We start from the raw sequence: 25,999 nt of genomic DNA on the forward strand, positions 1-25,999 counted from the left end.
TTATAACGAGGGTTTCGCAGCTGTGCCATCTGAAAGATCCGATAGTGCTATGCGAAGGAACGAAGCAGCGAATTCCTCTGGCGGCAGTGGCAGGCTGACGATGTAGCCCTGGATCTGCTCACAGCCTTCCGCTGCCAGAAAACGCTGCTGCGCCTGGTTTTCCACCCCTTCGGCAATGATGGTCAATTGCATGCTGCGGCCCAGCGCGATGATCGCCCGGGCGATGGCTGCATCGTGGGGGTCGTCAGGCAGGCCGCGGATGAACGACTTGTCGATCTTGAGGATATCCAGCGGCAGGCGCTTGAGGTAACTCAGCGATGAATAGCCCGTGCCGAAGTCGTCAATGGCCAACTGCACGCCCAGTTTCTTCAGCTGGTGGAGCACGACCAAAGCTTCTTCGGCCTGGCTCATGATGAAGTTCTCGGTAATTTCCAACTGCAGGTCGCCCGCCTTCAGGCCGTAGGTCCTGAGTAATTGCTCGATGCGCTTGGCCAGGCCGTGATGGCGCAATTGGGCGCCAGCCAGGTTGATCGAAAGCGGGCCGAACGCCTCATAGTCCCGCTTCCAGCGATGCATCTGCCGGCAGGCCTGCTCCAGTACCCAGTCACCCAACTGCAGGATGGTGCCGTTCTCTTCGGCCAGGTGGATGAAGTGCTCAGGCGGCACCTCACCGAAGGTCGGGTGGCTCCAGCGGATCAGCGCTTCGGCACCGACCAGGCTCTGGGTCTTGAGGCTGAGCTTGGGCTGGAAGCACAGGCTCATTTCATTGCGCTCCACGGCGCGGCGCAGTTCATGCTCCAGGGCAATGCGTTCGCTGGCCTGGGCGGTGAGGTCGCGGGTGTAGGCTTCGACGCGGTTGCGGCCCTTGGCCTTGGAGCGGTACATGGCGGCATCGGCGTTGCGGATCAGCGTGGCGACGTCGCTGCCGTCTTGTGGGTACAGGCTGATGCCAATGCTGGCGCTGGTGAAGAACTCGTGTTCGCCAGCCTGGAACGGTGCGTTGAAGCAAGCCAGCAGCTTGTTGGCGATGGAGCTGGCGTCGCTGGGCTTGTGCAGGCCGGGCAGCAGGATGATGAACTCGTCGCCGCCCAGGCGGGCCACGGTGTCGACGTCGCGTACCTGCTCTTTCAGGCGCTGGGCGATGCCTTTGAGCAGCAGGTCGCCGACCGGGTGGCCGAGGCTGTCGTTGATGTGCTTGAAGCGGTCAAGGTCAAGGAACAGCACCGCACCCTGGCGGTTGGACACCTGCGCACAGGCCAGTGCAGCCTGCAGGCGGTTCTCGAACAAGGCGCGGTTGGGCAGGCCGGTCAGTGGGTCGTGGTGGGCCTGGTAGTCGAGTTTGGCCTGGGCATGCTTGAGGCTGGAAATATCAGCGAACACTGCGACGAAATGGGTGATTTCGCGCTCGGTGTTGCGCACCGCGCTGATGGTCAGCCAGCTGGGGTATAGCTCCCCGCTCTTGCGTTTGTTGAAGATCTCGCCTTGCCAGTGGCCTTCAGCGGTCAACTGGTGCCACATGGCGGCGTAGAAGGCACTGTCGTGCTGGCCGGAGGCGAGCAGGCGCGGGGTTTGGCCGAGGGCTTCGATTTCGCTGTAGCCGGTAATTTCGCTGAACGCACGGTTGACCGCACTGATGCGCTGGTCGATGTCGGTAATCAGTACGCCCTCGGCAGTGTTCTCGAATACCGTGGCGGCCAGTTGCAGTTTTTCCTGCATGAGGTGGCGTTCGGTAATGTCGCGGGCAATGGTCAGCATGCAGTCGATCCCGGCAATCGGCAGTGGCCTTGCCGAGAGTTCGCACAAGCGGATCTGCCCGTCGCTGCGGCGAATGTGGCAAGTGAAATCACGCACGAAGCCGTCGCGGTTCAACTGGTCGACCAGGCGTTTGCGCTCGTTGAGGTCCACCCAGATGCCAAGGTCCAGCGACGTCTGGTCGATGGTCGGGTTCAGATCGTAGCCGGTCAGGCGGCAGAAGCCTTCGTTCACCTCCAGCAGCAAGCCGTCACTCTGGCGTGACAGCAGCAGCCCGTCGGGTGAGGCATGGAAGGCTTTGGCGAATTTTTCTTCAGAGGTTTGCAGTTGCTGCTGGGTTTCCTTGAGCTGGCTGATGTCGCGTACCGCCACTACCAACGCGGGGGTGCCGTCGAGCTCGAAGGTTTCCGCCGAGGTCAGGCCGGTAAACAATTGGCCATTGCTGCGGCGGAAGGTCATTTCCAGGTTGCGGATACCGCCTTGGTGCAGGCGCTCCAGCACCCGTGGTCCGCTGCCTTCTACGCCCCACAGGTTGAGCTCGGTAGCGGTGCGGCCGATCACCTGGTCCGGCGCCAGGCCGATCTGTTCCTCGAACGCCTCGTTCACCTCCAGCAGGCAGCCATCGCTGTGGCGTGCGATAAGCAGGATGTCGGGGCATTGCTGGAACACCGAGGCGAATTTTTGCTCGGACAACCGCAGGGCGTCCTCGGTGCGCTTGGTTTCGCTGATGTCGATCATCAGGCCGCGCATCACGGGGTGGTGGCCATGTTCGATCATGCTGACGATGTTGCGTACCCAAAGCGCTTGGCCGTCGGCGCGGATGACTCGGTAGTCGAGGCTGTGGTCGCGCCCAGCGGCGGTTTCGCTGTCGCAGTATGCCTGGGCCCACAGGGCATCTTCCGGGTGGAGTATGCTGCGCCAGAAGCCCGGTTTCAGCCAGTCGGTCAGCGGGTAGCCGAGCAGGCCCTCGGCGTGGGGTGACACATAGCTGTACGTATAGTCGTTCGCGTCGGCTTCCCAGGCAATGGCTGACAGGCTTTCGACCAGCCCACGGTAGTGGTATTCGCTGCTGCGCAGCTCCTGCTCCAGGGCAATGCGGCGGGAAATTTCCGAGCTGAGCCGGCGGTTGATGCGGATGACAATGGCCAGTACGCCCATCAGGAACAGCACGGTTGGCAGGCCGTACACCAGCAAGTCGGACCAGAACATCCGCTGGTCGACGACATTGCCCACCCAGCGCTGCTGGATCTCGCTGATTTCGCCGCTGCTCATGTCGGCCATCACTTTGTCGAGAATGCCGACCAGGACTGGATTGTTGCGCGGCACGGCCATGGCCAGTTGATAGCGATAGGGTGTTTCACCGCTGACATACAGGCCATCGAGCTTCAGCTGGCGCAGGCTCCAGATACTCGATGCCAAGTCCCCGACCACAGCATCCACCTGGTCGGTGGCCAGGGCCTGCAGCGCCGAGCTGACGTTAGGCAGTGCCACCAGGTTGAGGTCTGGGTGGTGGGTGCGCAGCAACTCATGTGGCGCATAATTTTCGACCACGGCAATTTTCAGCCCATACAGGTCTTTCAGGTCGCGCGGTTGAGCGCCGCCCTTGTGGGCGAGGATCACGATGGGAAAGTCCAGGTATGGCCGGGTGAAGGACAGGTAGGCCTGGCGTTCTGGCGTCGACATGATGCCGGGCAGTAAGTCGATTCGGTTTTCGCGTGCCTGTGCCAATACCTCGGTCCAGTTACTGGGCTCGACCGGTTTCAGTGTCACGCCCAGGCGTTGCTGGATCTTGGCGATGTAATCGGCGGCCAATCCCTGGTAGCGGCCCTCCTGGTCGCGAAACTCGAACGGCGGCCAGGAGGCATCTACGCCCAGGCTCAGCTGCGGGTGGGCAGCCAGCCAGGCTTGCTCCTCGTCTGTCAGGGTAAGGGCGCCGGCCGTTGTGCTCCAGACAATCAGGATCAGCAACAGGATGGCCGGCTTCAGGGGCATGACGGCCTCGCTTTCAGGTGGTCTGAAGTCGAGTGTAGACGGGCATTGCTGCTGGTGTGCGGAAGAACAAGAGGCCTTTTGTCAGATACAACAGTGCCTTGAGAAAAACCCCGGCCTGGGCTTAATGCGAGTCAGTTAAGAAATTTGGGGTCGCTTTGCGACCCTTCGCGGGCACGCCCGCTCCCACAGCGGATCGCGCATTACTTGAGTGGGAGCGGGCGTGCCCGCGAAGGGCTGCAAAGCAGCCCCAGTAACGCTTAACTAACAGGCATTAGGCCTAGGCCGGGGTTTGTTCGTCACTCGTCGAGGAAGGAGCGCAGGTGCTCGCTGCGCGTCGGGTGGCGCAATTTGCGCAACGCCTTGGCTTCGATCTGACGGATCCGCTCACGGGTCACGTCAAACTGCTTGCCTACCTCTTCAAGGGTATGGTCGGTGTTCATGTCGATACCGAAACGCATGCGCAGCACCTTGGCTTCGCGTGCGGTCAGGCCCGAGAGCACGTCACGGGTGGCTTCTTTCAGGCTCTCGACCGTGGCTACATCGATCGGGGACTGCATGGTCGAGTCCTCGATGAAGTCGCCCAGGTGCGAGTCTTCGTCGTCACCGATCGGGGTTTCCATGGAAATCGGCTCTTTGGCGATTTTCAACACCTTGCGGATCTTGTCCTCAGGCATTTCCATGCGCTCACCCAGCTCTTCCGGGGTCGGTTCGCGGCCCATTTCCTGCAGCATCTGCCGGGAAATACGGTTGAGCTTGTTGATCGTCTCGATCATGTGCACCGGAATACGAATGGTGCGAGCCTGGTCAGCGATCGAACGGGTGATTGCCTGGCGAATCCACCAGGTGGCGTAGGTCGAGAACTTGTAACCACGACGGTATTCGAACTTGTCTACCGCCTTCATCAAGCCGATGTTGCCTTCCTGGATCAGGTCGAGGAACTGCAGGCCACGGTTGGTGTACTTCTTGGCGATGGAGATAACCAGACGCAGGTTTGCCTCGACCATTTCTTTCTTGGCACGGCGGGCCTTGGCTTCACCGATCGACATGCGACGGTTGATTTCCTTGATCTCGGCAACGGTCAGGCCGGTTTCGGTCTCAAGGTCGATCAGCTTTTGCTGGCAAGCGACGATGGCGGCGTCCTTTTCACCCAGGGCAGCAGCCCATTTGGTGTTGCGCTTGGCCAGGTCACCGCTCCAGGTCTGGTCGGTTTCGTTGCTTGGGAACATGCGCAGGAAGTCGGCACGCGGCATGCGGGCGTCACGCACGCACAGCTGCATGATGGCGCGTTCTTGCTGGCGCAGACGGCTCAAGGCGTCACGCACGCGCTCGACCAGTACCTCGAACTGCTTCGGTACCAGTTTGATCGGCATGAACAGGTCAGCCAGGGCCTGCAGGGCCTCGATGCTTTCCTTGTGGTTGCGACCGTGTTTCTTCAGAACCTTGTTGGTGACCTGAAGCTGGTCGTTGACCGCACCGAAACGCTGTGCGGCGACAACGGGGTCGGGACCGCTTTCGGTCTCTTCTTCGTCGTCACTGCCTTCGCTTTCTTCGTCTTCCTCGTCCGACTCTTCCTTGGCCGCTGGGGCCTTGGCGCCGATGACCGGCACCTCGTCGGTAGGCGCTGCGATATTGTCGTCAGGGTCGATGTAACCGCTGAGAACATCGGACAGGCGGCCACCTTCGGCGGTGACACGGTCATATTCGCCGAGAATGTAATCGACAGTGCCCGGGAAGTGGGCGATGGCGCCCATGACTTCACGAATGCCTTCCTCGATACGCTTGGCGATTTCGATCTCGCCTTCGCGGGTCAGCAGCTCGACCGTACCCATTTCGCGCATGTACATGCGCACCGGGTCGGTCGTGCGGCCGATATCGGTTTCAACTGCCGCCAACGCAGCAGCGGCTTCTTCGGCCGCGGCTTCGTCGGTGTCGGCTTCCGCCAACAGAAGGGCATCCGCATCCGGAGCACTCTCGAATACGTTGATCCCCATGTCGTTGATCATGCGGATGATGTCTTCCACCTGTTCCGGATCTGAAATATCCTCAGGCAGGTGGTCGTTGACCTCCGCGTAAGTCAGGTAGCCCTGCTCACGACCGCGGGTGATCAACTCTTTGATACGAGACTGCTGTTGCGCTTTTCCGGACATAACACCCTATCCACTGAAGGTCTTGGCGGGCAAAAAACAAGCCGAGGATTATACCCGAGCATGGGCCTCACGCGCCAGATGAGGTCGGCGTTTGTGCGGGAACATTCCGGCTCAGCAAGGCGAGGAGCTGGGTTTTTTCCTCGCTGGTCAATTCGCTTTGACGTGATTTCCTGAGCAGTTGTTCCAGGCTGCGCTCGCGTTGGCGGGCGGACAAGCTAGTAATGGTGTCGAAAAACTGTTGTTCAAGGTTGTCGGCCACGATCAGCCATTCCTTTTCTGCCAAGGCCCGCAGCAGGCGGCCCTGTTCGGTGCCATGCCAGCGTGCAATCAGCTGCATTGAGCTTAGCCCAGGATTTTTCTGTGCGGCTTCGATCAATGCCACCAGCAGCTGGCTGTACAGGTGCTCTTCGTCGGCGAAGTGGCTGGCATCTTCCACCTTGCCCGCCAGCAGCGGGTGGTGCAGCAAGGTGCGCAGGGCCGCCAGGGTAGGGGGTTCGACCGGCGCCGGCACCCGTGGCGGCGCTTCATCGCGCTGCCAGTTTTTCCCGCCCTTGCGGTTCTTGTCCCATGGTTTGTCGCCCCACGGCTTCTTGCCGCCGCCCTTGTTGGGCTTCCAGGCCTGCTCCTGCTGGAACGGCGCCGGCTCGAACTGCGGCATGTCACCATAGTCGGGGGTGTAGCTGGCCATGGCGTCGTAATCGTAGCCAGGGTCGTAGTCCGGCATGCTGCTGGGCGCGGGTGCCTGCTGGGCCAGTTGCTCGACCTGTTGAGGGTCGAGGCCGGTGATTTCTCTCAGGCGGTTGCGCATCAGCTGGCGCAGGTTGGCGCCGGGAATCTTTTCGATCAACGGTGCGGCCAGGGTCGCCATGTGGGCCTTGCCTTCCAGCGAGCGCGGGTCGGCTTCGACGCCCAGTTGCTCGAAGAAGTAGTCGGCCAGCGGCTGGGCGTGCTGGTTGATGCGGGCCATGAAGGCGTCGGTGCCTTCGGCGCGTACCAGGCTGTCTGGGTCTTCGCCTTCAGGCAGGAACAGGAAGCGCGCCCGACGGCCGTCCTGCAGGTTGGGCAGCGCCGATTCCAGCGCGCGCCATGCCGCTTTGCGCCCGGCCTGGTCGCCGTCGAAGCAGAACAGCACGCTGGGCACCACGCGGAACAGACGCTTGAGGTGTTCTTCGCTGGTGGCCGTGCCAAGGGTGGCCACGGCATTGCGCAAGCCTTGCTGGGCGAGGGCGATGACATCCATGTAGCCCTCGACAACGATGATTTCGTCGAGGTTGCGGTTGTGCTTGCGCGCCTCGTACAACCCGTACAGTTCCTGGCCCTTATGGAATACCGGAGTTTCCGGGGAGTTCAGGTACTTGGGTTTGTCGTCGCCGAGCACCCGGCCACCAAAGGCGATGATGCGCCCGCGGCTGTCACGGATGGGGAACATTACCCGGTCGCGGAAGCGATCGTAGCGCTTGCCGCTTTCGGCGTTCTCGATCAGCAGGCCGGCATCGATCATCACCTTCTGCTGCAGGGCGTCGGCGCCCAGGTGCTTGAGCAGGTTGTCCCAGCCGGGCGGGGCGAAGCCCAGGCAGAAATCGCGGGCAATTTCCCCGGACAGGCCACGGCCTTTGAGGTAGTCCACCGCCGCCTTGCGGGTCGGGTGGCTGCGCAACGCCTGGCGGTAGAACTCGGAGGCTGCATCCAGCAGCGGGTATAGTGGCGAATCGGTGGGCTGGCGTGGCTTGTTGTCACGGCGCCCTTGTTCGCGGGGCACTTCCATGCCGGCGGCGCGGGCCAGCTCCTCGACGGCCTGGGGGAAATCCAGGTTGTCGTGGTCCATGACAAAGCCCAGGGCGTTGCCACCGGCGCCGCAGCCGAAGCAGTAGTAGAACTGCTTGTCGGGGCTGACCGTAAAGGAAGGGGTTTTTTCCTTGTGGAACGGGCAGCAGGCGGAGTAGTTCTTGCCGGTTTTTTTCAGCTGGACGCGCGAACTCACCACATCGACGATGTCGAGGCGGTTGATCAGGTCGTCAATAAAGCTCTGGGGAATCAGCCCGGCCATGGCAGTCTCGTCATCTGGCAACTGGCAAGTCTAATCGCTCGCGCGCCGAATGGGGCGGGTGCCGCTTGATATGGTGCGAGGAAATGTGTGCTCGCCGCCGGCCACTAGGGGCCCGTCAGTCTGACGTGCACGTCTGGTCATGGAACAGCGAAGACCAGCTCTGACGTTTCAGGCAGGTTGCCCGTATGCAGTTCGCGTGAAGCTTGTGCGGGGCCTTGGGCTGGCTGCCCAAGTGTAAAACGACCACTGCCATCGCCCGGCGTTAGCCGGGCAGGGCAGAAGCTTTGCGTTGAACGCCTGTATTAGTACAGGCGAACGGCGCGGCGCTGTTCGCGCTGAACTTTCTTGGCGTGACGCTTAACAGCAGCAGCTGCTTTGCGCTTACGCTCTGCGGTCGGCTTCTCGTAAAACTCGCGGCTACGAACTTCAGCCAGTACACCGGCTTTTTCGCAGGAGCGCTTGAAACGACGCAGAGCTACGTCGAAGGGTTCGTTCTCTTTAACTTTGACGGCTGGCATCCAGGGCTACCTTAATTCATTACCGGGGTAGACGTGCTCCTGGCAAAACAAAGGTGTGCTGGAGAACGTCGGTTTTCAAGGGTTGCGGATGTTAACCCTTAGCAAGCCGGAATGCAAAGCCTCTGATCGAAAACCGCTGGTCGGCACTCGGCACGGGGACTATCATGCGCGGCTTCGAATTCAGCCCCCACAAGGGACGAGCCCATGCTAGTACTGGGATTGGAAACATCCTGCGACGAAACTGGCGTCGCATTATACGACAGCGAACGCGGTTTGTTGGCCGACGCGCTGTTCAGCCAGATCGACCTGCACCGCGTGTTTGGCGGTGTGGTGCCCGAGCTTGCCTCGCGTGACCACGTCAAGCGCATGCTGCCCCTCATCCGCCAGGTGCTGGACGAGGCGGGCTGTGTCGCCACCGAAATCGACGCCATCGCCTATACCGCCGGCCCCGGCCTGGTCGGGGCCTTGCTGGTGGGGGCGTCGTGCGCCCAGGCCCTGGCATTTGCCTGGGACATTCCGGCAATTGGCGTACACCACATGGAAGGCCACCTGCTGGCGCCCATGCTGGAAGAAAACCCGCCCGAGTTTCCGTTCGTCGCTTTGTTGGTGTCCGGCGGCCATACCCAGCTGGTTCGTGTGGATGGCATCGGCCGATACGAGCTGCTGGGCGAGAGCCTGGACGATGCCGCTGGCGAAGCTTTCGACAAGACCGCCAAGCTGATTGGCCTGAATTACCCGGGTGGCCCGGAAATCGCGCGCCTGGCCGAGCAGGGCGTGCCGGGGCGCTTTGTGTTCCCCAGGCCGATGACCGATCGCCCTGGCCTGGAATTCAGCTTCAGTGGCCTGAAGACGTTCGCCCTGAACACCTGGCAGCAGTGCAAGAATGCTGGCGACGACGGCGAGCAAACCCGTTGCGACGTGTCGCTGGCATTCCAGCAGGCCGTGGTAGAGACTTTGACCATCAAGTGCAAGCGGGCCCTCAAGCAGACGGGCCTCAAGCGCCTGGTCATCGCCGGTGGCGTAAGTGCCAACAAGGCCTTGCGCGCCTCGCTGGAAGAGATGCTGGCCGGCATGAAGGGCAACGTGTATTACGCGCGGCCGCAGTTCTGCACCGACAACGGCGCGATGATCGCCTATGCCGGCTGCCAGCGGCTGCTGGCCGGGCAGCAGCAGGGCCTGGGGATCAGCGTGCAGGCACGCTGGCCGATGGAGCAATTGCCACCGCTGTAACGGTGGGCGGCAAGGTTCAGAAGTGGCGTTCGCGCCCGGCAAACAGATCGCGCAGGTTGCTGCGGTGGCTCCAGACGATCAAGGCGGTGAGCACGGTGATCGGCAGCAGGGCTTCCGGCTCGCGCCAGGCCAGCAATGGCAAGGTCAGCGGGGTGGCGATCAGCGCGGCCAGCGAGCTGGTACGGGTGAGGTAGAAAATCAGCAGCCAGGCGCCAACCGCCAGCAGCGCGGCGGGGAAATACAGGCCCATGAGCATGCCGGCCGCCGTCGCCACGCCCTTGCCACCCTGGAAGCGGAAGTACACTGGAAACAGGTGGCCCAGCACTGCATACACGCCTACCCAGGCCTGTTCTTGCAGGTCCAGCCCGGCGAGGCGGGCGAGCAATACTGGCAGCAGGCCCTTGCACAGGTCGCCAAGCAGGGTCAGGATCGCCATTTTACGGCCTGCCAGGCGTAGCATGTTGGTAGCGCCGGCATTGCCTGAGCCACTGGAACGCGGGTCCGGGCTGCCTGAGAGGCGGCTGAGAACAATGGCGAAGGACAGCGAGCCGAGCAGGTAGGCGAGCAACGCCAGTAACCAAAACATGCTAACTATTCCGGGCGAGGACGCCCTGATTCTAACGGCGCCAGTCGCCCTTGTCGTGCTGTGGAGAGAAGTGCTTGGACAGAGTGTTCATCGAAGGCCTGGAAGTCGATACCGTTATCGGTGCCTATGACTGGGAGCGGGATATTCGCCAGTGCTTGCGCCTGGACTTGAGCTTTGCCTGGGACAACCGCCCCGCGGCGGCCGGCGACGACCTGAACCTGGCCCTGGATTACGCCAGCGTTTCGGCGCGTATCCAGGCATTCGCCGAGCAGGCCCGTTTCGAGCTGGTGGAAACTTTTGCCGAGCGCCTGGTGGCTGCCTTGATGGAAGAGTTCCACATCCCGTGGGTGCGGTTGAAGCTGACCAAGCCTGGCGCGGTGCCGGCGGCCCGTGGCGGTGTTGGCGTGGAGATCGAGCGCGGATGTCTCTGAGCACGGTTTACCTGGGCCTTGGCAGCAATGTCGACCGTGAGGCGCATTTGTGTGCCGGGCTTGATGCATTGGCCGCGATTCTCACCGACATGCGCTGCTCTCCGGCTTTCGAGAGCAAGGCGGTGGGGATCAAGAGCGGGCCATTCATCAATTTCGTGGTCAGCGGGCAAACCGCGCTGCCGTTGATCGAACTGGACCGCCGGCTGAAGTTCATCGAGGCCGACAATGGCCGTTATGCGCCTGACCGCAAAGGGTTGCCGCTGGATATCGACGTGCTGATGTATGACGACCTGCATGGCAACTTCGATGGGCTGGTACTGCCCCGGGCAGAGATCTTGAAGAACGCCTTCGTGTTATGGCCGCTGTCGCTGCTGGCGCCGGAACTGGTGCATCCGGGGGCGGGCAAGACCATGGCGCAGTTGTGGCAGGACGCGCAGATCGACCAGGTGCTGGCCCCGGTGGCCTTTGAGTGGCGTGGGTTGCAGTTGACGCCGGCGTAAGCCTGTTCCGGCCTTTTCGCGGGCTTGCCCGCTCCCACAGGTGAATCGCGCAGGCTTCTAATTTTGAGAAAGACAGTTGCTCCTGCAAGTACGGCGGCAACTCCAAGCCAGCGCAGGCCCACCCTGTGGGAGCGGGCATGCCCGCGAACACCGGCGGAGCCGGTGCCAGGCACAGCGTCGCCTGCTTCGCGGGCAAGCCAGCTCCCACGGGGATCGCATCAGGGCTGACAGGTGTTTGCCACAAGGTATGCAGCGCCTGTTAGAGCGAGCGCCGCCCGCGCGGCGCATCGCGAGCTGCGCTCGCTCCTACGTTTGTTTCGGGCCAATTATTCCTGTGGGATTTGCGCGCGAACGCCTTGGCGCATGCCTCAAAATCGCGTCGTACGAACAAGGCGGCCGCGCGCATCTGGCACAGGGGTTACTGGCCCGAAACAAACGTAGGAGCGAGCGCAGCTCGCGATGCGCCGCGCGGGCGGCGCTCGATCTCACAGGCGCGGAAGGTGCTGCGGCTACCCTTGCCAGAAACCATAGAATCTCCCACAGGGGCTGTGTTGCCTTCACGTTGGCGCACTACCTGTGGGAGCGGCTTTAGCCGCGAAAGGGCCGGTAGCACTAGCAGTGCCGGTAAGCCTCAAGCGCTTTCAGCCGCTGCGCTTTGAGCGCTTCGCCCAGTGCCTGGCCAGTCAGCCCTGCCTGCACAAGCGGGTTCACATCCACCGCCCGCGCCGCTGCCGCAGCGCCACGCAAGTACTCGCCCTGTGGATAACCCGCTTTGCAATTCCCCAGTGCCACCATCTCGCAGGCAGCCAGGAAATCCTCAAACCGCTGCGGGCGCCGGTACACATCGAACTTCTGCAACAGCGCCAGCAGTGACATGGCAGGCAGCTGCAGCGCCTGATCAGCCTGCACCAGGCACTCCCCCGTCAGCAGGGCCAGCTCCTGGCATTCCCGCGGCGCCTTGAGGCGTTGGTTGACGGTCTTGATCGAGGTGGGGGGCAACTGGTGCAACAGGCAGGCCCAGCGCACGTGCAGGGGCTGGTGATGCGCAGCTGCTTGTTCCAGCGCAGCCAGGGCTTGGGGAGCGCTATCAAGCTCAGGCAACAGTTCCCGGAGGGCGGCGCACGCATGCAGGACCTGGAAGAACACCTGCGGCTGCGCCTCCATCAGCGCGCGCTCGATCTCCTTCCAGCTGCGCTCTGCAGTCAATGCCTGCAATTCGCCCGAGGCACTGATCTGGCGCATCAGCTCCAAGGTTTCATCGGCCACCCGAAAGCCCAAGGGTGCATAGCGCGCAGCAAAGCGCGCCACCCGCAGCACACGCAGGGGGTCTTCAGCGAACGCTGGGGAAACGTGGCGTAACAGGCGTTGGTCCAGATCCCGCGCGCCCTGGTAAGGGTCATGAACCTGCCCGGCCTCATCCTCGGCCATGGCATTGATGGTCAGGTCGCGGCGGATCAGGTCTTCTTCCAGGGTTACGTCGGGGCTGGCATGGAAGGTGAAGCCACCGTAGCCGCGCCCGCTTTTGCGTTCGGTACGGGCCAGGGCGTATTCCTCGCCGGTTTTCGGGTGCAGGAATACCGGGAAGTCGGCGCCGACCGGGCGGTAACCCTTGGCCAGCATTTCCTCGACGCTGGCACCGACCACCAGCCAGTCGATATCGCTGACCGGTCGGCCGAGCAGGCGGTCACGTACGGCACCGCCAACCTTGTAAATGTGCATGAGCAACTCTCCATAACTGCCGACAGCATAACCCGCCGGCAGTCATGGCGTGGCTTCAGAGATGGTGAATCACCGCCAGGTCCATGCGGCCGTATTCGCCGCCGTCGCCGTGCTCGCCGCGTGGCGGCATGTGGTGGGTCTTGACCACCTGCTCGCCTTGCACGGTCTCCAGGTGGATATCGAAGCCCCACAGCCGATGCAGGTGCTTGAGGACTTCGTCGGTCGAGTCGCCGAGCGGTTTGCGGTTGTGCTGCTGGTGACGCAGGGTGAGGGAGCGGTCCCCACGGCGGTCGACACTCCAGATCTGCACGTTCGGCTCACGGTTGCCCAGGTTGTACTGGGCTGCCAGTTGCTCGCGAATGAGCCGGTAACCCGACTCGTCGTGAATGGCCGGTACCAGCAGATCGTCCCGTTGGTCATCATCGAGAATGCTGAACAGCTTGAGGTCGCGCATTACCTTGGGCGACAGGTATTGCAGGATGAAACTCTCGTCCTTGAAGCTGCTCATGGCGAACTTGATGGTAGAAAGCCAATCACTGCCGGCAATGTCGGGGAACCAGTGGCGATCCTCTTCGGTTGGGTTCTCGCACATGCGGCGGATGTCGGTGTACATCGCAAAGCCCAGCGCGTAAGGGTTGATGCCGCTGTAGTACGGGCTGTCGAAACCAGGCTGGAACACCACACTGGTATGCGACTGCAGAAACTCCATCATGAAGCCTTCGGTTATCAGCCCCTCGTCGTACAAGTCGTTCATCAGGGTGTAGTGCCAGAAGGTTGCCCAGCCTTCGTTCATCACCTGGGTCTGGCGCTGCGGGTAGAAATACTGGGCTATCTTGCGCACGATGCGCACCACTTCCCGTTGCCAGGGTTCCAGCAGCGGGGCGTTCTTTTCGATGAAATACAGGATGTTTTCCTGCGGCTCGGCGGGGAAGCGCCCTTCATCGCGGTCATTGCCCTTGTCGGCGCTTTTCGGGATGGTCCGCCACAGGTCGTTGATCTGCCGCTGCAGGTGTTCCTCTCGCTCCTGTTGCCGGCGCCGCTCCTCTTCGGCGGAAATAGGGTAGGGCCGCTTGTAGCGGTCTACGCCGTAGTTCATCAGGGCATGGCAGGAGTCGATCAGGTCTTCCACGGCGTCAATGCCGTGGCGTTCCTCGCACTGCGCGATGTACTGCTTGGCGAACACCAGGTAGTCGATGATCGAGCTGGCATCCGTCCAGGTGCGGAACAGGTAGTTGCCTTTGAAGAAGCTGTTATGCCCATAGCAGGCATGGGCGATCACCAGTGCCTGCATGCACATGGTGTTCTCTTCCATCAGGTAAGCGATGCAGGGGTCGGAGTTGATCACGATCTCGTAGGCCAGGCCCATCTGGCCACGGCTATAGGACTTTTCCGTGCTGAGGAACTGCTTGCCGTAGGACCAGTGGTGATAGCCCAGCGGCATGCCGACGGAAGCGTAGGCGTCCATCATCTGCTCGGCCGTGATCACCTCGATCTGGTTGGGGTAGGTGTCCAAGGCGTAGCGCTCGGCCAGGCGGCTGATTTCCCGGTCGTAGGTCTGGATCAGTTCGAACGTCCATTCGGACCCGGTGGAAATGGGTTGGCGTCTCTGTGCTCTGGCGGTCATGTGGCTAACCTGCGCTGGAAGAGTTCACGGAAGACCGGGTAGATGTCGCCGGCCGATACCAGCTGCTGTTGGGCAAACGTGTCGGGGAAGGCCTCGCCGATGCGTTCGTATTCGTACCACAGCGCCTGGTGCTCACGGGGGGTGATTTCGACGTAAGTGTAGTACTGCACGTGCGGCATGATCTGCTTGGCCAGGATATCGCGGCAGATTGGCGAGTCGTCGTTCCAGTTGTCGCCGTCGGACGCCTGGGCAGCATAGATGTTCCAGTCACTGGCCGGGTAGCGTTCAGCCATGATCTCCTGCATTAGCTTGAGTGCGCTGGAAACGATGGTGCCCCCGGTTTCCCGCGAGTAGAAAAATTCTTCCTCGTCCACTTCGCGGGCACTGGTGTGGTGGCGAATGAACACGACTTCGATGCGGTCGTAATTACGCTTGAGGAACAGATACAGCAGGATGAAGAAGCGCTTGGCGATGTCTTTGGTCGCCTGGGTCATCGAACCGGACACGTCCATCAGGCAGAACATCACCGCCTTTGAGCTGGGGTTGGGTTGCTTGACCAGCAGGTTGTACTTGAGGTCGAAGGTGTCGAGAAACGGCAGGCGGTTGATGCGTGCCTTGAGGCGCTCGATTTCCTGTTCGATTTCCTGGATATCGGTGAAATTGTCCGGTTCCTCTGCGCGCAGGCGCGCCAGCTCTTTCTGTGCTTCGCGCAGCAGGGCACGGCTGCTGCCGGTCAGGGCGATACGTCGGGCGTGGGCCGAGCGCAGGGTGCGCACGATGTTGATGCGCGACGGGTTGCCTTCGTTGGCGATACCGGCGCGCACAGTTTTGAAGGTGTCGGCACCGGTCAGGTGGCGTTTGACCAGGTTGGGCAATTCGAGGTCTTCGAACATGAATTCGAGGAACTCTTCCTGGGTGATCTGGAAGACGAATTCGTCCATGCCTTCGCCGGAGTTGCCGGCCTTGCCACGGCCGCCGCCACCCCCGCCGCCGCCTTGCGGCCTGGGTATGTGTTCACCGGCAGTGAACTCCTTGTTGCCGGGGTGCACGATGGTCTGTTTGCCCCCGCGGCCATGGTGCAGCACCGGTTCGTCGATATCACGCCCGGGAATGCTGATCTGCTCGCCGTGTTCCATGTCCATGATGGAGCGGCGGCTCACCGCCTCTTCGACGGCCTTCTTGATGTGTTCGCGGTACCGCCGCAGGAAGCGCTGGCGGTTGACCGTGCTCTTGTTCTTGCCGTTCAGGCGGCGGTCTATAACGTAGCTCATGGTCCCTCCGGTAGCTGGAGCAGCTGCAAGCCACAAGCCCTGGACGCCAAGCGGTAAGCTTCAAGCTGCAAGTAAAAGCAGCCATCGCTGCCGCAGATGCTGGCGCCTGGCATGCGCCGGCGCCAGCCAGCTTGTGGCTTGCAGCTTGTAGCTTGGCACTAGGCGGCTTGCCGCTTTATTGCGATTTCCTGACCCGCAGGTACCACTCCGACAGCAGGCGCACCTGCTTGTCGGTATAACCACGCTCCACCATTCGGGTGACGAAGTCGTTGTGTTTCTTCTGGTCCTCTTTGCTGGCTTTGGCATTGAAGCTGATGACCGGCAGCAGGTCTTCGGTGTTGGAGAACATTTTCTTCTCGATCACCACCCGCAGTTTTTCGTAGCTCAGCCAGCTTGGGTTCTTGCCATTGTTGTTGGCGCGTGCGCGCAGTACGAAGTTGACGATCTCGTTGCGGAAGTCTTTCGGGTTGCTGATGCCGGCCGGCTTCTCGATTTTCTCCAGCTCTTCGTTGAGCGCGATGCGGTTGAGGATCTCGCCGGTTTCCGGGTCGCGGTATTCCTGGTCCTGGATCCAGAAGTCGGCGTACAGTACATAGCGGTCGAAGATGTTCTGGCCGTATTCGCTGTAGGACTCCAGGTACGCTGTCTGGATTTCCTTGCCGATGAACTCGATGTAGCGCGGTGCCAGGTACTCCTTCAGGTAGCGCAGGTAGCGTTCGCGCACTTCTGCAGGGAACTGTTCCTGTTCGATCTGCTGCTCCAGCACATACAACAGGTGCACGGGGTTGGCGGCAATTTCGTGTGGGTCGAAGTTGAACACTTTGGACAGGATCTTGAAGGCGAAGCGGGTCGACAGGCCATTCATGCCCTCGTCGACGCCGGCCGAGTCGCGGTATTCCTGGATCGACTTGGCCTTCGGATCGGTGTCCTTGAGGTTTTCACCGTCGTACACGCGCATTTTCGAATAGATATTGGAGTTTTCAGGCTCTTTGAGCCGCGACAGCACCGTGAATTGCGCCAGCATTTTCAGCGTGTCCGGAGCGCAATGGGCCTTGGACAGCGAACTGTTGACCAGCAATTTGTCGTAGATCCTGATTTCGTCGCTGACGCGCAGGCAGTACGGCACTTTGACGATGTAGATCCGGTCGATGAACGCTTCGTTGTTCTTGTTGTTACGGAAGGTGTGCCACTCCGATTCGTTGGAGTGGGCCAGCAGGATGCCGGTGTACGGGATGGCCCCGAGGCCTTCGGTACTGTTGTAGTTACCTTCCTGGGTGGCGGTGAGCAAGGGGTGCAGGACCTTGATCGGCGCCTTGAACATTTCCACGAATTCCATCAGGCCCTGGTTGGCCCGGCACAGTGCCCCCGAGTAGCTGTAGGCGTCGGCGTCGTTCTGTGGGTATTCCTCGAGCTTGCGAATGTCGACCTTGCCGACCAGGGCAGAGATGTCCTGGTTGTTTTCATCGCCCGGTTCGGTCTTGGCGATGGCGATCTGGTTGAGGATGGAAGGGTAGAGCTTGACCACTTTGAATTTGGAAATATCGCCGCCGAACTCCTGCAGCCGCTTGGTTGCCCAGGGCGACATGATGGTGTTGAGGTAGCGCCGCGGGATGCCGAACTCTTCCTCGAGAATGGCCCCGTCTTCGGTGGCGTTGAACAGGCCCAATGGCGATTCGAACACCGGTGAGCCCTTGATGGCGTAGAACGGTACCCGCTCCATCAGCTGCTTGAGTTTTTCCGCCAGCGACGATTTACCGCCACCTACCGGGCCCAGCAGGTAGAGGATCTGTTTCTTCTCTTCCAGGCCCTGGGCGGCGTGACGGAAGTACGACACGATCTGGTCGATGCACTCTTCCATGCCATGGAAGTCGGCAAAGGCTGGATAGCGGCGGATCACCTTGTTGGAAAAAATGCGCGACAGCCTGGAGTTGGTAGAGGTGTCGATCAGCTCTGGCTCACCGATGGCCAGCAACAGCCGTTCGGCCGCCGATGCGTAGGCACTGCGATCCTCTTTGCACAGCTCGAGGTACTCCTGCAGCGAGAGTTCTTCCTGGCGCGTTGACTCGAAACGTTGTTGGAAGTGGCTAAAAATACTCATGACGTCACCTCGCTCGATACGTGGAGACGACGCCGGATCAGTCAGCTGATGCTGGCAAGCAACCGGGTTCGCCAGTTGCTGTATACCCCCCAGAACACCCTGTTACGCTACCGATGACCCGCACGCCGGTGTACCGGCTCTCCCCTTTTTTGGATGGCCTGAGCTTAAGCGTAGTTGGTTATCTGCAAGGTCAAGGGGCGAGGAGTGCAGAAGTTACGAACGACCGTTCGTCAGGTAAGCCGCAAGCCCGCGCAGGGCGCGGGCTGCAGTAAAAATGAAAATATTTATTCGGCAGCGCCTTGGGCTGTCTCGGCCGGGTAGGTGGTGCGCCACAGTTCAAAACCACCGTCGACGCTGTACACGTCCGAGAAGCCCTGGCCTACCAGGTAGGCGGCAGCGCTCTGGCTGGAGTTGCCGTGGTAGCAGACCACCAGGGTGGGGGCGTCGAGGTCGGCATTGCGGATGAACTCGGCAACCGAATGGTTATCCAGATGCCGGGCGCCGGTAATGTGGCCGGCAGCAAAGGCTTGCGAGTCACGGATATCGACCACGACCGCACCTTCTTGCTTGCGAAGCTCCAAGGCCTGCTCGGGAGGGATGCGCTTGAATTCGCTCATGGGTACTACTTCCTTCAGGTGTGGTCATTGAGTGTAGTGGGTTGTGCCGGCTGGCGCAGGGTGCCGTCGGCGGCGCAGTCGCAGCGGTGGTATTGGCCGCTGTCGAGGTTGTACAGGGTCATGGCGCCGCCCCACACGCAGCCGGTGTCCAGGGCGATGACGTCAGGCTGGTCGACGCGCCCTTCAAGGGCGGCCCAGTGGCCGAAGATGATCTTCACGTGCCGCGAGCGGCGGTCCTTGTGGGCAAACCAGGGTTTGTAGCCTTTGGGCGCGGTGCCCAGGCCTTCCTTGCTTTTGAGGTCGAGTTTGCCTTCTGCGGTGCAGAAGCGCATGCGCGTGAAGTAGTTGGTGATGACCCGCAGGCGCTCGATACCGGTGAGGTTCTTGCTCCACTTGTTCGGCTCGTTGCCGTACATGCCATCTAAGTACAACTTCAGGCGAGTGTCATCGCGCAGCACCTGTTCCACCTCGTCTGCCAGCTTCAGGGCTTGCCCGAGCGTCCACTGCGGCGGGATGCCGGCATGAACCATGGCAACGCCCCGCGCCTCATCGTAGTGCAGCAGCTTTTGCTGGCGCAGCCAGTCGAACAACTGATCCGCATCTGGCGCTTCGATGATCTCGCGCAAGGTGTCGCTTTTCTTCAGGCGCTCGACGTTGTGCCAGGCGGCCAGCAGGTGCAGGTCGTGGTTGCCCAGCACGCAGACCAGGGACTGGCGCATGGAGTACAGAAAGCGCAGCGTTTGCAGTGACTCGGGGCCGCGGTTGACCAGATCGCCCACCAGCCACAGGCGGTCCACGGCGGGATCGAAGCGTACGCGTTCGAGCAGGCATTTGAGTGGCTGCAGGCAGCCCTGCAGGTCGCCGACGGCGTAAGTGGCCATCAGTGCAGGGCCCCGGGCACCGCCAGGCGAAACGGGGCGATCTCGGCATCGAAACGTTTACCGTCTTCGGCAAACATCTGGTAGCTGCCCTGCATGGTGCCTACGCGGGTGCTGATGACAGCCCCACTGCTGTAGGTGTGGCTTTGGCCCGGCTCGATATTGGGCTGCTGGCCGACCACCCCGGCGCCGCGCACTTCTTCGACCTTGCCGTCACCGTTGGTGATCAGCCAGTGGCGCGACAGCAGTTTGGCTTTCAGCGAGCCGTTGTTCTGCACAGTAATGGTGTAGGCGAAAGCGAAACGACTGTTTTCTGGGTCGGATTGCTCTTTGAGGTAGCGGGTCACGACGCTGACGTCGATTTGATAGCGGGGGTCGGACATGCAAGGGCCTTGGGCGAACTGACGCAATAATGCAGTCTAGGCCATTGGCGGGGGGGAGGGCCAGCGGTGGAAGGGCTGGGGGTTTTGTGTTGCCTGGGCTGGCCTCTTCGCGGGCACGCCCGCTCCCACAGGATCCCACCGCATTTGAGGGGTGATTTACCTGTGGGAGCGGGCGTGCCCGCGAAGAGGCCGGATCAGGTCGAATCAGGCTTTGGGCTGATCGGCCAACTGATCGGCCAGGCGCACGAAGGCGGCCAGGTCCAGCTGCTCCGGGCGCAGGCTGCCATCCACGCCGGCAGCTTCGATGGCCGCGCTGTCGAGCAGGCCCTTCATGGTGTTGCGCAGTGTTTTGCGGCGCTGGTTGAACGCGTCACGCACCACCCGCTCCAGCAGTTGTGCATCTTTGGCCGGGTGAGGCAGCACTTCGTGCGGCACCAGCCGCACGATGGCCGAATCCACTTTCGGTGGCGGGTTGAACGCCCCAGGGCCAACGTTGAACAGGTGTTCCACGCGGCAGTGGTACTGCACCATGATCGACAACCGCCCCCAATCACCACCGCCAGGGCCGGCGGCCATGCGCTCGACCACTTCCTTCTGCAGCATGAAGTGCATGTCGCGGATCAGCCCGGCATGGCTGAGCAGGTGGAAGATCAGCGGCGTGGAGATGTTATAGGGCAGGTTACCCACCACCTTGAGGCTGCGCGGCGGGACGCCCAGCTGGTTGAAGTCGAACTTCAGGGCGTCGCCCTGGTGCAGGCGGAAATTGCTGCGGTCAGCGAACTTGTGCTGCAGGATCGGCACCAGGTCCTTGTCCAGCTCGACCACGTCCAGTTGCGCGCCGCTGCCCAGCAGGCCCTCGGTCAGGGCGCCCTGGCCCGGGCCGATTTCCAGCAAGCGTTCGCCAGGCTTGGCGTGGATAGCGCGCAGGATACGGTCGATGATGCCGGCGTCGTGCAGGAAGTTCTGGCCGAAGCGCTTGCGCGCCCGGTGTTGGTATTGCTCGTTCATGGTCGGTTCTCGGCCATCTGGTAGGCGGTTTCCAGCGCGACGCGCAGGCTGCCGGTGTCGACCTTGCCGCTGCCGGCCAGGTCCAGGGCGGTGCCGTGGTCAACCGAGGTACGGATGATCGGCAGGCCCAAGGTCACGTTCACGGCCGCACCAAAACCCTTGTACTTGAGTACGGGCAGGCCTTGGTCGTGGTACATCGCCAGCACCGCGTCGCAGTGCTCCAGATATTTGGGGGTAAACAGGGTATCGGCCGGCAGCGGCCCGCGCAGGTCCATGCCTTCGGCGCGCAGGCGGGCCAGGGTCGGCTCGATGATGTCGATTTCTTCGCGGCCCAGGTGGCCGCCTTCGCCGGCATGCGGGTTGAGGCCGCACACCAGGATGCGTGGGGCGGTGATGCCGAACTTGTCGCGCATGTCTGCATGCAGGATGCGGGTAACCCGCTCGACGCGCTCGGCAGTGATGGCGTCGGCGATGTCCCGCAGCGGCAGGTGGGTGGTAACCAGGGCCACGCGCAGGCCGCGGGTCGCCAGCATCATCACCACTTGTGCGGTTTGGGTCAGTTCGGCGAGGAATTCGGTGTGCCCGGAAAAGGCGATGCCGCTCTCGTTGATCACACCCTTGTGCACGGGGGCGGTGATCATCCCGGCGAAGTGCCCGTCCAGGCAGCCCTGGCCTGCACGGGTCAGGGTTTGCAGCACGAACGCGGCGTTGGCCGTGTCGAGCTGGCCCGGTGTTACCGGGGCCGCCAGCGGTGTATCCCAAACATACAGGCTGCCCGCTGGCGCTGGCTGCTCGGGCCATTGGCCCGGGGCAACCGGCAACAGGTCGACAGCCAGCCCCAGCTGGGTGGCCCGCTCGGCGAGCAGGTCACGGCTGGTGATGGCAATCAGGGGGTGGGGCTGGGCGTCTGCGGCGAGCAGCAAGCACAGGTCAGGACCTATGCCGGCCGGCTCGCCGGGGGTGACGGCGAAGCGCAGGGGCTTCACTGGGCGGCCTGGTCGGCGCCAGGCAGCTTGATTTCAACGTAGGCTTCGTCGCGGATCTGGCGCAGCCAGGTTTGCAGCTCTTCGTCGTATTTGCGGTTACGCAGCACGTTCAGGGCCTGTTGCTCACGCGCCTGCTCGGTGCTGTCGGTGGCCCGACGGCCCAGTACTTCCAGCACGTGCCAGCCATACTGGGTTTTGAACGGCTTGGTCACAACGCCTTGCTGGGCGTTGGCCATCTGCTCGCGGAACTCGGGCACCAGGCTGTTCGGGTCGACCCAGTTGAGGTCACCGCCGTTGAGCGCTGAGCCCGGGTCTTCCGAGTAGCTTTTCGCCAGTTCGGCGAAGTCTTCGCCGTTCTTGATGCGTTCGTACAGGCGCTCGGCCAGTTGCTCGGTGGCCGCGTCGCTGCGGATCTCGCTTGGCTTGATCAGGATGTGGCGCACGTGCACTTCGTCGCGCAGCACGTTCTCGCTGCCACCACGCTTCTCTTCCAGCTTGAGGATGATGAAGCCGTTGGGGATGCGGATCGGCTGGGTGATTTCACCCACGGGCATGCTGCTGAGCATCTTGGCGAAGTCTGGTGGCAGCTGGGCCGCTTTACGCCAACCCATCTCGCCGCCTTCCAGGGCGTTTTCGCTGGCGGAGCGGGCGATGGCCAGTTGGCCGAAGTCCGCGCCTTGCTTGAGTTGCTGGTACACCTCGCCCACCTGGCGTGCAGCCTTCTGGATGTCTGCCGAGTTGGCGGCTTCCGGGGTGGGGATCAGGATGTTGGCCAGGCGGTACTCTTCCGACATCTGCATCTTGCCCATGTCGGAGTTGAGGAAGTTCTTCACTTCCTGCTCCGACACCTGGATGCGCTCGGCCACGCGGCGTTGGCGCACGCGGCTGATGATCATCTCGCGCTTGACCTGGTCGCGGGCGTCGTCGAACGACAGGCCGTCATGGGCCAACGCTGCGCGGAACTGGTCCAGCGACATGCCGTTGCGCTGGGCAATGGTGCCGATGGCCTGGTTCAGTTCTTCGTCGGTGATGCGAATGCCGGAGCGTTCGCCAATCTGCAGTTGCAGGTTTTCGACGATCAGGCGTTCCAGTACCTGCTGTTCCAGGGCGCCGGCGGGCGGCACGCTGCCGCCGCGCTTGGCGATGGTTTGCTGAACCTCATGCACGCGCTGGTCCAGCTGGCTTTGCATGACCACGTCGTTGTCGACGATGGCCACCACGCGATCAAGCGGCTGTACCGCGGCATGCACCGCGCCACTCAGCAAAGCGACGCCCAGCAGCACTGGGCGCAGTCGATCAATAAGCTTGGTCTTCACGTTCACGGTAACCTTGAATGCCTTGGTCGAGGAAAGATTCGACCTTGTTGCCAACTACACCACCGAGGCCTTTCAGGACGATCTGAAGGAAGACACCGTGGTCGCCTTTTTCGTTCTGCGGAAGGGCCTGGCTGAAATCGTCGTAGTCGATCCAGTACCGGTTGACCAGACGCAGCTTCCAGCAGCAGTTGTCGTATTCGAAACCACCCATGGCTTCCAGGGTGCGGTTGCGGTTGTAGTCATGCTGCCAGCGGGCAATCACGCTCCATTGTGGCACGATCGGCCAGATGACCGAGAAATCGTGCTGCTGGATCTTGTAGTAATCCTTGATGTAGTTCGGATCGCCTGGGGTGCCATAGTCACCGCCGCCCACCTTCCAGGTACCCGTTGTCGAGTCGTAGGCGATGGTGTCGTTACGGTAGCGGTAGCCGAGGTTGACGATCTTGTTCGGGTTGTCTTCAGGCTGGTAGTGGAACATCGCGCTGCCCGAGCGGGTGCTGTGGCTGTCCGGGTCCCAGTTGAAGTCCGAATTGAAGCGCCAGTCGCGGTTGAAGTAGTAGTTGTACACCAGGGCGTATGGCGACACGTCGGACTGCGAGCCTTTGCGGTTACGGTAGTCGATACCCGGCAACTGTACCTTGCGGTCTTTGAAGTAGTAGGCCTGGCCGATGCTGAAGTTCTGGCGCTCGAAGCCGTTGTCTTCGATCCAACGGGTAGTGACACCCAGCGACAGCTTGTTCTCGTCGCCGATGCGGTCGGTGCCGCTGAAGCGGTTGTCGCGGAACAGCGAGTCGTAGCTGAACAGGGTTTCGCCAGTATCGAACAGCGGGATGTCCTTCTGGTCCTTGTACGGGACGTAGAGGTAGAACATGCGCGGTTCGAGGGTTTGACGGTAGTTGTTGCCAAACAGCGAGGTGTTGCGATCGAAGTACAGGCCGCTGTCGACGCTGAAGATTGGGACATCGCGGTCTTGGTTGCTCTTGAAGTCGCCTTCGAGGGCAGCCCTTGCCGGGTCTGCAACTAGGTCCCGTTTGCCCTCGCTGTCTAAGTCAAGGTCGTAGTGGGTATACATGTACTTCAGCTTCGGCGTGATATAGCCGTAGCTGGCTGTCATCGGCAGGCTTATGGAAGGTGCGACGTTTAGGCGAGTACCGTTGGCGCGAGCAACACCAAAAATATTTTCGTCGAGACGTTGGCCTGGTACACCCGTGCTGGTATCCGGGTTGCCATCTTTGTCGAAAACAAAATCATCCTTCAAGTCACGCTCGAAGCGTACCGCTTCGGTCTCGTAACCCAGGTTCAGGCCGCCTGGCTGGAATGGCAGGGTACCGTTCAGGGTCAGCTGCGGCAGGCGGTCATACGGCGTGATCTGCGAAATGGTCGCCATTTCGTAGGCATGCACGTTCAGGCGCGCGGTGTAGCTGTCGCCACGGTAGGTCAGCGCGCCCTGCTGGTTCAGCACGTCGCGGCTTTCCACGCCGATCTGATCGGACTCCAGGTCCTGGAAGTAGAACGGGTCGCTGATGTCGGTGTAGTCCACCTCGGTCATCAGGCGTTCGTCCAGGCCACCCTTGTGCTGCCAGTTGACCATCCAGCGCTGGTCTTTGTAGTCCGTCTGGTCTTTGCGGTCGTCGTTCTTGTCGTTCAGGTACGCGCCGCCGAACTGGCCTTCGCTGGACTTGGTCAGGTAGCGGAATTCGCCTTCCATCAGCAAGCCGCGCTTGGTCATGTAGCGCGGGTACAACGTGGCGTCGTAGTTCGGCGCCAGGTTGAAGTAGTACGGCGTGACCAGCATGAAGCCGGTGTCGCTGCTGCTGCTGAACGAAGGTGGCAGGAAGCCGGACTGGCGACGATCGTCGATCGGGAAGTAGATGTACGGTGTGTAGAACACCGGGAAATCCTTGACCCGCAGGGTGACGTTGGTCGCGGTGCCGAAGCCGGTGGCCGGGTTCAGGGTGATGTTGTTGCCCTTCAGCTGCCAGGCGTTGCTGCCCGGTTCGCAGGTGGTGTACGTACCGTCCTTGAGGCGGATGATGGCGTTTTCGCCACGCTTGGCGTACAGGGCGCTGCCGCGGATATGCGACTTGTGCATCACGTATTCGGCGTTGTCGACCTGGGCTTCGCCCGTGTCGAGCTGAATCTGTGCCTGGTCACCGACTACCAGCGAGCCGTTGTCACGGATCTTGACGTTGCCTTTGAGCTCGCCACGGTTTTCGGCCTGGTACAGGTTGGCCTCGTCCGCTTCGGCCTGCATGCTGCCCTGGCGCATGACCACGTCACCGGCGAGGGTAGCGATCTGCTGCTCCTGCTGGTACTTGGACACCTTGGCATTGATGTAGGTCGGCGACTCGTCCTTGGGCGTGGTGTCGGCCATGCCTGGGCGAGTCGGCTCGATGTAGGCGCCACCGCAGTACGGGCCGGTTTCGGCCAGCTGTGCGGCAGTGAGCTTTTCACGCGGCACCCAGTCGAGGTGGCTGTAGTCTTCGCTGCGCGACTTCAGGCCGCGGCCTTTGGCCTCGGTGACCAGCATCGGCCGGTCCGCAGTTTCGCCTTCGCTCGCGGCTTCGGTGCCGCCGCTGACGGCGGCACCTTCGTGCACCGGGCGTGGCGGCAGGTTGCTGGCTGGGGTCTTGGGCTTGCAGTCCCAGCCGCCGGCGGCGGACACTTGGCAGTCAAACTGCTCGGCTGCCACCACGTACGATGTGGCCAGAGGTTGCAGGGCCAGCAGACCGCCGGTGACCAGCAACGGAAACTTTCTACGAAACGCGGGGGATTTCAATGCCATCTTATTAGTCCGGGCTTCCTGCGTGCCATCTGCCCGCGTGTGGGGCCGCACGCCTCTCGATGGTCTGAAAAAGATGCTGGATAATAAAGCATGACCCGCTTGACGGCTAGG

19 protein-coding genes are annotated in these 25,999 nt (G+C 61.8%); 3 read left to right on the top strand and 16 right to left on the bottom strand.

Translation table 11 applies throughout. The annotated features are described in order from the left end of the window. From AACG97_RS02390 to rpsU, 4 genes are all read right to left on the bottom strand, one after another. Entirely contained in the window at window positions 1-3,744 is a 3,744-nt protein-coding gene (locus tag AACG97_RS02390; protein ID WP_009682804.1) for a bifunctional diguanylate cyclase/phosphodiesterase, read from the bottom strand. A gap of 296 nt (window positions 3,745-4,040) precedes the next feature. Continuing rightward, a complete protein-coding gene (rpoD, locus tag AACG97_RS02395) occupies window positions 4,041-5,891 on the bottom strand; it encodes an RNA polymerase sigma factor RpoD (RefSeq protein ID WP_009682803.1) in 1,851 nt (616 codons plus the stop codon). A 67-nt stretch (window positions 5,892-5,958) separates the two neighbouring features. Beyond that, entirely contained in the window at window positions 5,959-7,938 is a 1,980-nt protein-coding gene (dnaG, locus tag AACG97_RS02400) for a DNA primase (protein WP_115293297.1), read from the bottom strand. Between the two features lie 302 nt (window positions 7,939-8,240). Further along, window positions 8,241-8,456 carry a 30S ribosomal protein S21 gene (rpsU, locus tag AACG97_RS02405; protein ID WP_003255575.1) on the bottom strand — a complete coding sequence of 72 codons (216 nt, stop codon included), beginning with the start codon at window positions 8,454-8,456 and terminating at the stop codon, window positions 8,241-8,243. 204 nt (window positions 8,457-8,660) lie between these two features. Here rpsU and tsaD point away from each other — a divergent pair, with 204 nt between their 5' ends. After that, the gene (tsaD, locus tag AACG97_RS02410) at window positions 8,661-9,686 is read left to right on the top strand and encodes a tRNA (adenosine(37)-N6)-threonylcarbamoyltransferase complex transferase subunit TsaD (protein WP_054904252.1); all 1,026 of its coding nucleotides are present in this window, start codon (window positions 8,661-8,663) and stop codon (window positions 9,684-9,686) included. Window positions 9,687-9,702: 16 nt separating this feature from the next. Here the strand turns inward: tsaD and plsY are convergent, their stop codons facing one another. Continuing rightward, the gene (plsY, locus tag AACG97_RS02415; RefSeq protein ID WP_009682800.1) at window positions 9,703-10,272 is read right to left on the bottom strand and encodes a glycerol-3-phosphate 1-O-acyltransferase PlsY; all 570 of its coding nucleotides are present in this window, start codon (window positions 10,270-10,272) and stop codon (window positions 9,703-9,705) included. A gap of 74 nt (window positions 10,273-10,346) precedes the next feature. Between plsY and folB the strand changes: the two genes are divergently transcribed. After that, a complete protein-coding gene (folB, locus tag AACG97_RS02420; RefSeq protein ID WP_009682799.1) occupies window positions 10,347-10,703 on the top strand; it encodes a dihydroneopterin aldolase in 357 nt (118 codons plus the stop codon). Further along, window positions 10,694-11,203, top strand: a complete 510-nt coding sequence (folK, locus tag AACG97_RS02425; protein ID WP_009682798.1) for a 2-amino-4-hydroxy-6-hydroxymethyldihydropteridine diphosphokinase — start codon at window positions 10,694-10,696, stop codon at window positions 11,201-11,203. The genes folB and folK overlap by 10 nt, the downstream gene beginning before the upstream one ends. Before the next feature lie 612 nt (window positions 11,204-11,815). Here folK and AACG97_RS02430 read toward each other — a convergent pair. The 11 genes from AACG97_RS02430 to AACG97_RS02480 all read right to left on the bottom strand — a co-directional run bounded on the left by AACG97_RS02430 (window position 11,816) and on the right by AACG97_RS02480 (window position 25,888). Next, window positions 11,816-12,922 carry a multifunctional CCA tRNA nucleotidyl transferase/2'3'-cyclic phosphodiesterase/2'nucleotidase/phosphatase gene (locus AACG97_RS02430; protein ID WP_125855473.1) on the bottom strand — a complete coding sequence of 369 codons (1,107 nt, stop codon included), beginning with the start codon at window positions 12,920-12,922 and terminating at the stop codon, window positions 11,816-11,818. 55 nt (window positions 12,923-12,977) lie between these two features. Further along, entirely contained in the window at window positions 12,978-14,546 is a 1,569-nt protein-coding gene (locus tag AACG97_RS02435) for a SpoVR family protein (RefSeq protein WP_009685231.1), read from the bottom strand. Continuing rightward, complete coding sequence (locus tag AACG97_RS02440; RefSeq protein WP_009685232.1) at window positions 14,543-15,817, bottom strand: YeaH/YhbH family protein; 1,275 nt, start codon at window positions 15,815-15,817, stop codon at window positions 14,543-14,545. Before AACG97_RS02440 ends, AACG97_RS02435 begins: the two co-directional genes overlap by 4 nt. Before the next feature lie 175 nt (window positions 15,818-15,992). Continuing rightward, window positions 15,993-17,915 carry a PrkA family serine protein kinase gene (locus AACG97_RS02445; protein WP_009685233.1) on the bottom strand — a complete coding sequence of 641 codons (1,923 nt, stop codon included), beginning with the start codon at window positions 17,913-17,915 and terminating at the stop codon, window positions 15,993-15,995. 284 nt (window positions 17,916-18,199) lie between these two features. Continuing rightward, window positions 18,200-18,532: a thiosulfate sulfurtransferase GlpE gene (glpE, locus tag AACG97_RS02450; protein WP_009685234.1), complete on the bottom strand. Its 333-nt coding sequence runs from the start codon at window positions 18,530-18,532 to the stop codon at window positions 18,200-18,202. A gap of 14 nt (window positions 18,533-18,546) precedes the next feature. Beyond that, window positions 18,547-19,413: a symmetrical bis(5'-nucleosyl)-tetraphosphatase gene (locus tag AACG97_RS02455; RefSeq protein ID WP_009685235.1), complete on the bottom strand. Its 867-nt coding sequence runs from the start codon at window positions 19,411-19,413 to the stop codon at window positions 18,547-18,549. Beyond that, window positions 19,413-19,793, bottom strand: a complete 381-nt coding sequence (gene apaG / locus AACG97_RS02460) for a Co2+/Mg2+ efflux protein ApaG (protein ID WP_029885942.1) — start codon at window positions 19,791-19,793, stop codon at window positions 19,413-19,415. Before apaG ends, AACG97_RS02455 begins: the two co-directional genes overlap by 1 nt. 204 nt (window positions 19,794-19,997) lie before the next feature. Then, window positions 19,998-20,801 carry a 16S rRNA (adenine(1518)-N(6)/adenine(1519)-N(6))-dimethyltransferase RsmA gene (gene rsmA / locus AACG97_RS02465; protein WP_197886539.1) on the bottom strand — a complete coding sequence of 268 codons (804 nt, stop codon included), beginning with the start codon at window positions 20,799-20,801 and terminating at the stop codon, window positions 19,998-20,000. After that, window positions 20,798-21,787, bottom strand: a complete 990-nt coding sequence (pdxA, locus tag AACG97_RS02470; protein ID WP_009685238.1) for a 4-hydroxythreonine-4-phosphate dehydrogenase PdxA — start codon at window positions 21,785-21,787, stop codon at window positions 20,798-20,800. Before pdxA ends, rsmA begins: the two co-directional genes overlap by 4 nt. Continuing rightward, window positions 21,784-23,103, bottom strand: coding sequence for a peptidylprolyl isomerase SurA (gene surA / locus AACG97_RS02475; RefSeq protein ID WP_033690895.1), 1,320 nt, complete (start codon window positions 23,101-23,103; stop codon window positions 21,784-21,786). Before surA ends, pdxA begins: the two co-directional genes overlap by 4 nt. Further along, entirely contained in the window at window positions 23,084-25,888 is a 2,805-nt protein-coding gene (locus tag AACG97_RS02480; protein WP_197886537.1) for an LPS-assembly protein LptD, read from the bottom strand. Before AACG97_RS02480 ends, surA begins: the two co-directional genes overlap by 20 nt. Between the last annotated feature and the right edge of the window lie 111 nt (window positions 25,889-25,999).

The organism is Pseudomonas sp. Nvir, assembly GCF_963778085.1.
GTDB classification, from domain to species: Bacteria; Pseudomonadota; Gammaproteobacteria; order Pseudomonadales; family Pseudomonadaceae; genus Aquipseudomonas; species Aquipseudomonas juntendi.

Bases quoted from the DNA above. Each gene is read 5' to 3' on its own strand.
- AACG97_RS02390 (WP_009682804.1), bottom strand. From the start codon at position 3,744: ATGCCCCTGAAGCCGGCCATCCTGTTGCTGATCCTGATTGTCTGGAGC.
- rpoD (WP_009682803.1), bottom strand. From the start codon at position 5,891: ATGTCCGGAAAAGCGCAACAGCAGTCTCGTATCAAAGAGTTGATCACC.
- dnaG (WP_115293297.1), bottom strand. From the start codon at position 7,938: ATGGCCGGGCTGATTCCCCAGAGCTTTATTGACGACCTGATCAACCGC.
- rpsU (WP_003255575.1), bottom strand. From the start codon at position 8,456: ATGCCAGCCGTCAAAGTTAAAGAGAACGAACCCTTCGACGTAGCTCTG.
- tsaD (WP_054904252.1), top strand. From the start codon at position 8,661: ATGCTAGTACTGGGATTGGAAACATCCTGCGACGAAACTGGCGTCGCA.
- plsY (WP_009682800.1), bottom strand. From the start codon at position 10,272: ATGTTTTGGTTACTGGCGTTGCTCGCCTACCTGCTCGGCTCGCTGTCC.
- folK (WP_009682798.1), top strand. From the start codon at position 10,694: ATGTCTCTGAGCACGGTTTACCTGGGCCTTGGCAGCAATGTCGACCGT.
- AACG97_RS02430 (WP_125855473.1), bottom strand. From the start codon at position 12,922: ATGCACATTTACAAGGTTGGCGGTGCCGTACGTGACCGCCTGCTCGGC.
- AACG97_RS02435 (WP_009685231.1), bottom strand. From the start codon at position 14,546: ATGACCGCCAGAGCACAGAGACGCCAACCCATTTCCACCGGGTCCGAA.
- AACG97_RS02440 (WP_009685232.1), bottom strand. From the start codon at position 15,817: ATGAGCTACGTTATAGACCGCCGCCTGAACGGCAAGAACAAGAGCACG.
- AACG97_RS02445 (WP_009685233.1), bottom strand. From the start codon at position 17,915: ATGAGTATTTTTAGCCACTTCCAACAACGTTTCGAGTCAACGCGCCAG.
- glpE (WP_009685234.1), bottom strand. From the start codon at position 18,532: ATGAGCGAATTCAAGCGCATCCCTCCCGAGCAGGCCTTGGAGCTTCGC.
- AACG97_RS02455 (WP_009685235.1), bottom strand. From the start codon at position 19,413: ATGGCCACTTACGCCGTCGGCGACCTGCAGGGCTGCCTGCAGCCACTC.
- apaG (WP_029885942.1), bottom strand. From the start codon at position 19,793: ATGTCCGACCCCCGCTATCAAATCGACGTCAGCGTCGTGACCCGCTAC.
- rsmA (WP_197886539.1), bottom strand. From the start codon at position 20,801: ATGAACGAGCAATACCAACACCGGGCGCGCAAGCGCTTCGGCCAGAAC.
- AACG97_RS02480 (WP_197886537.1), bottom strand. From the start codon at position 25,888: ATGGCATTGAAATCCCCCGCGTTTCGTAGAAAGTTTCCGTTGCTGGTC.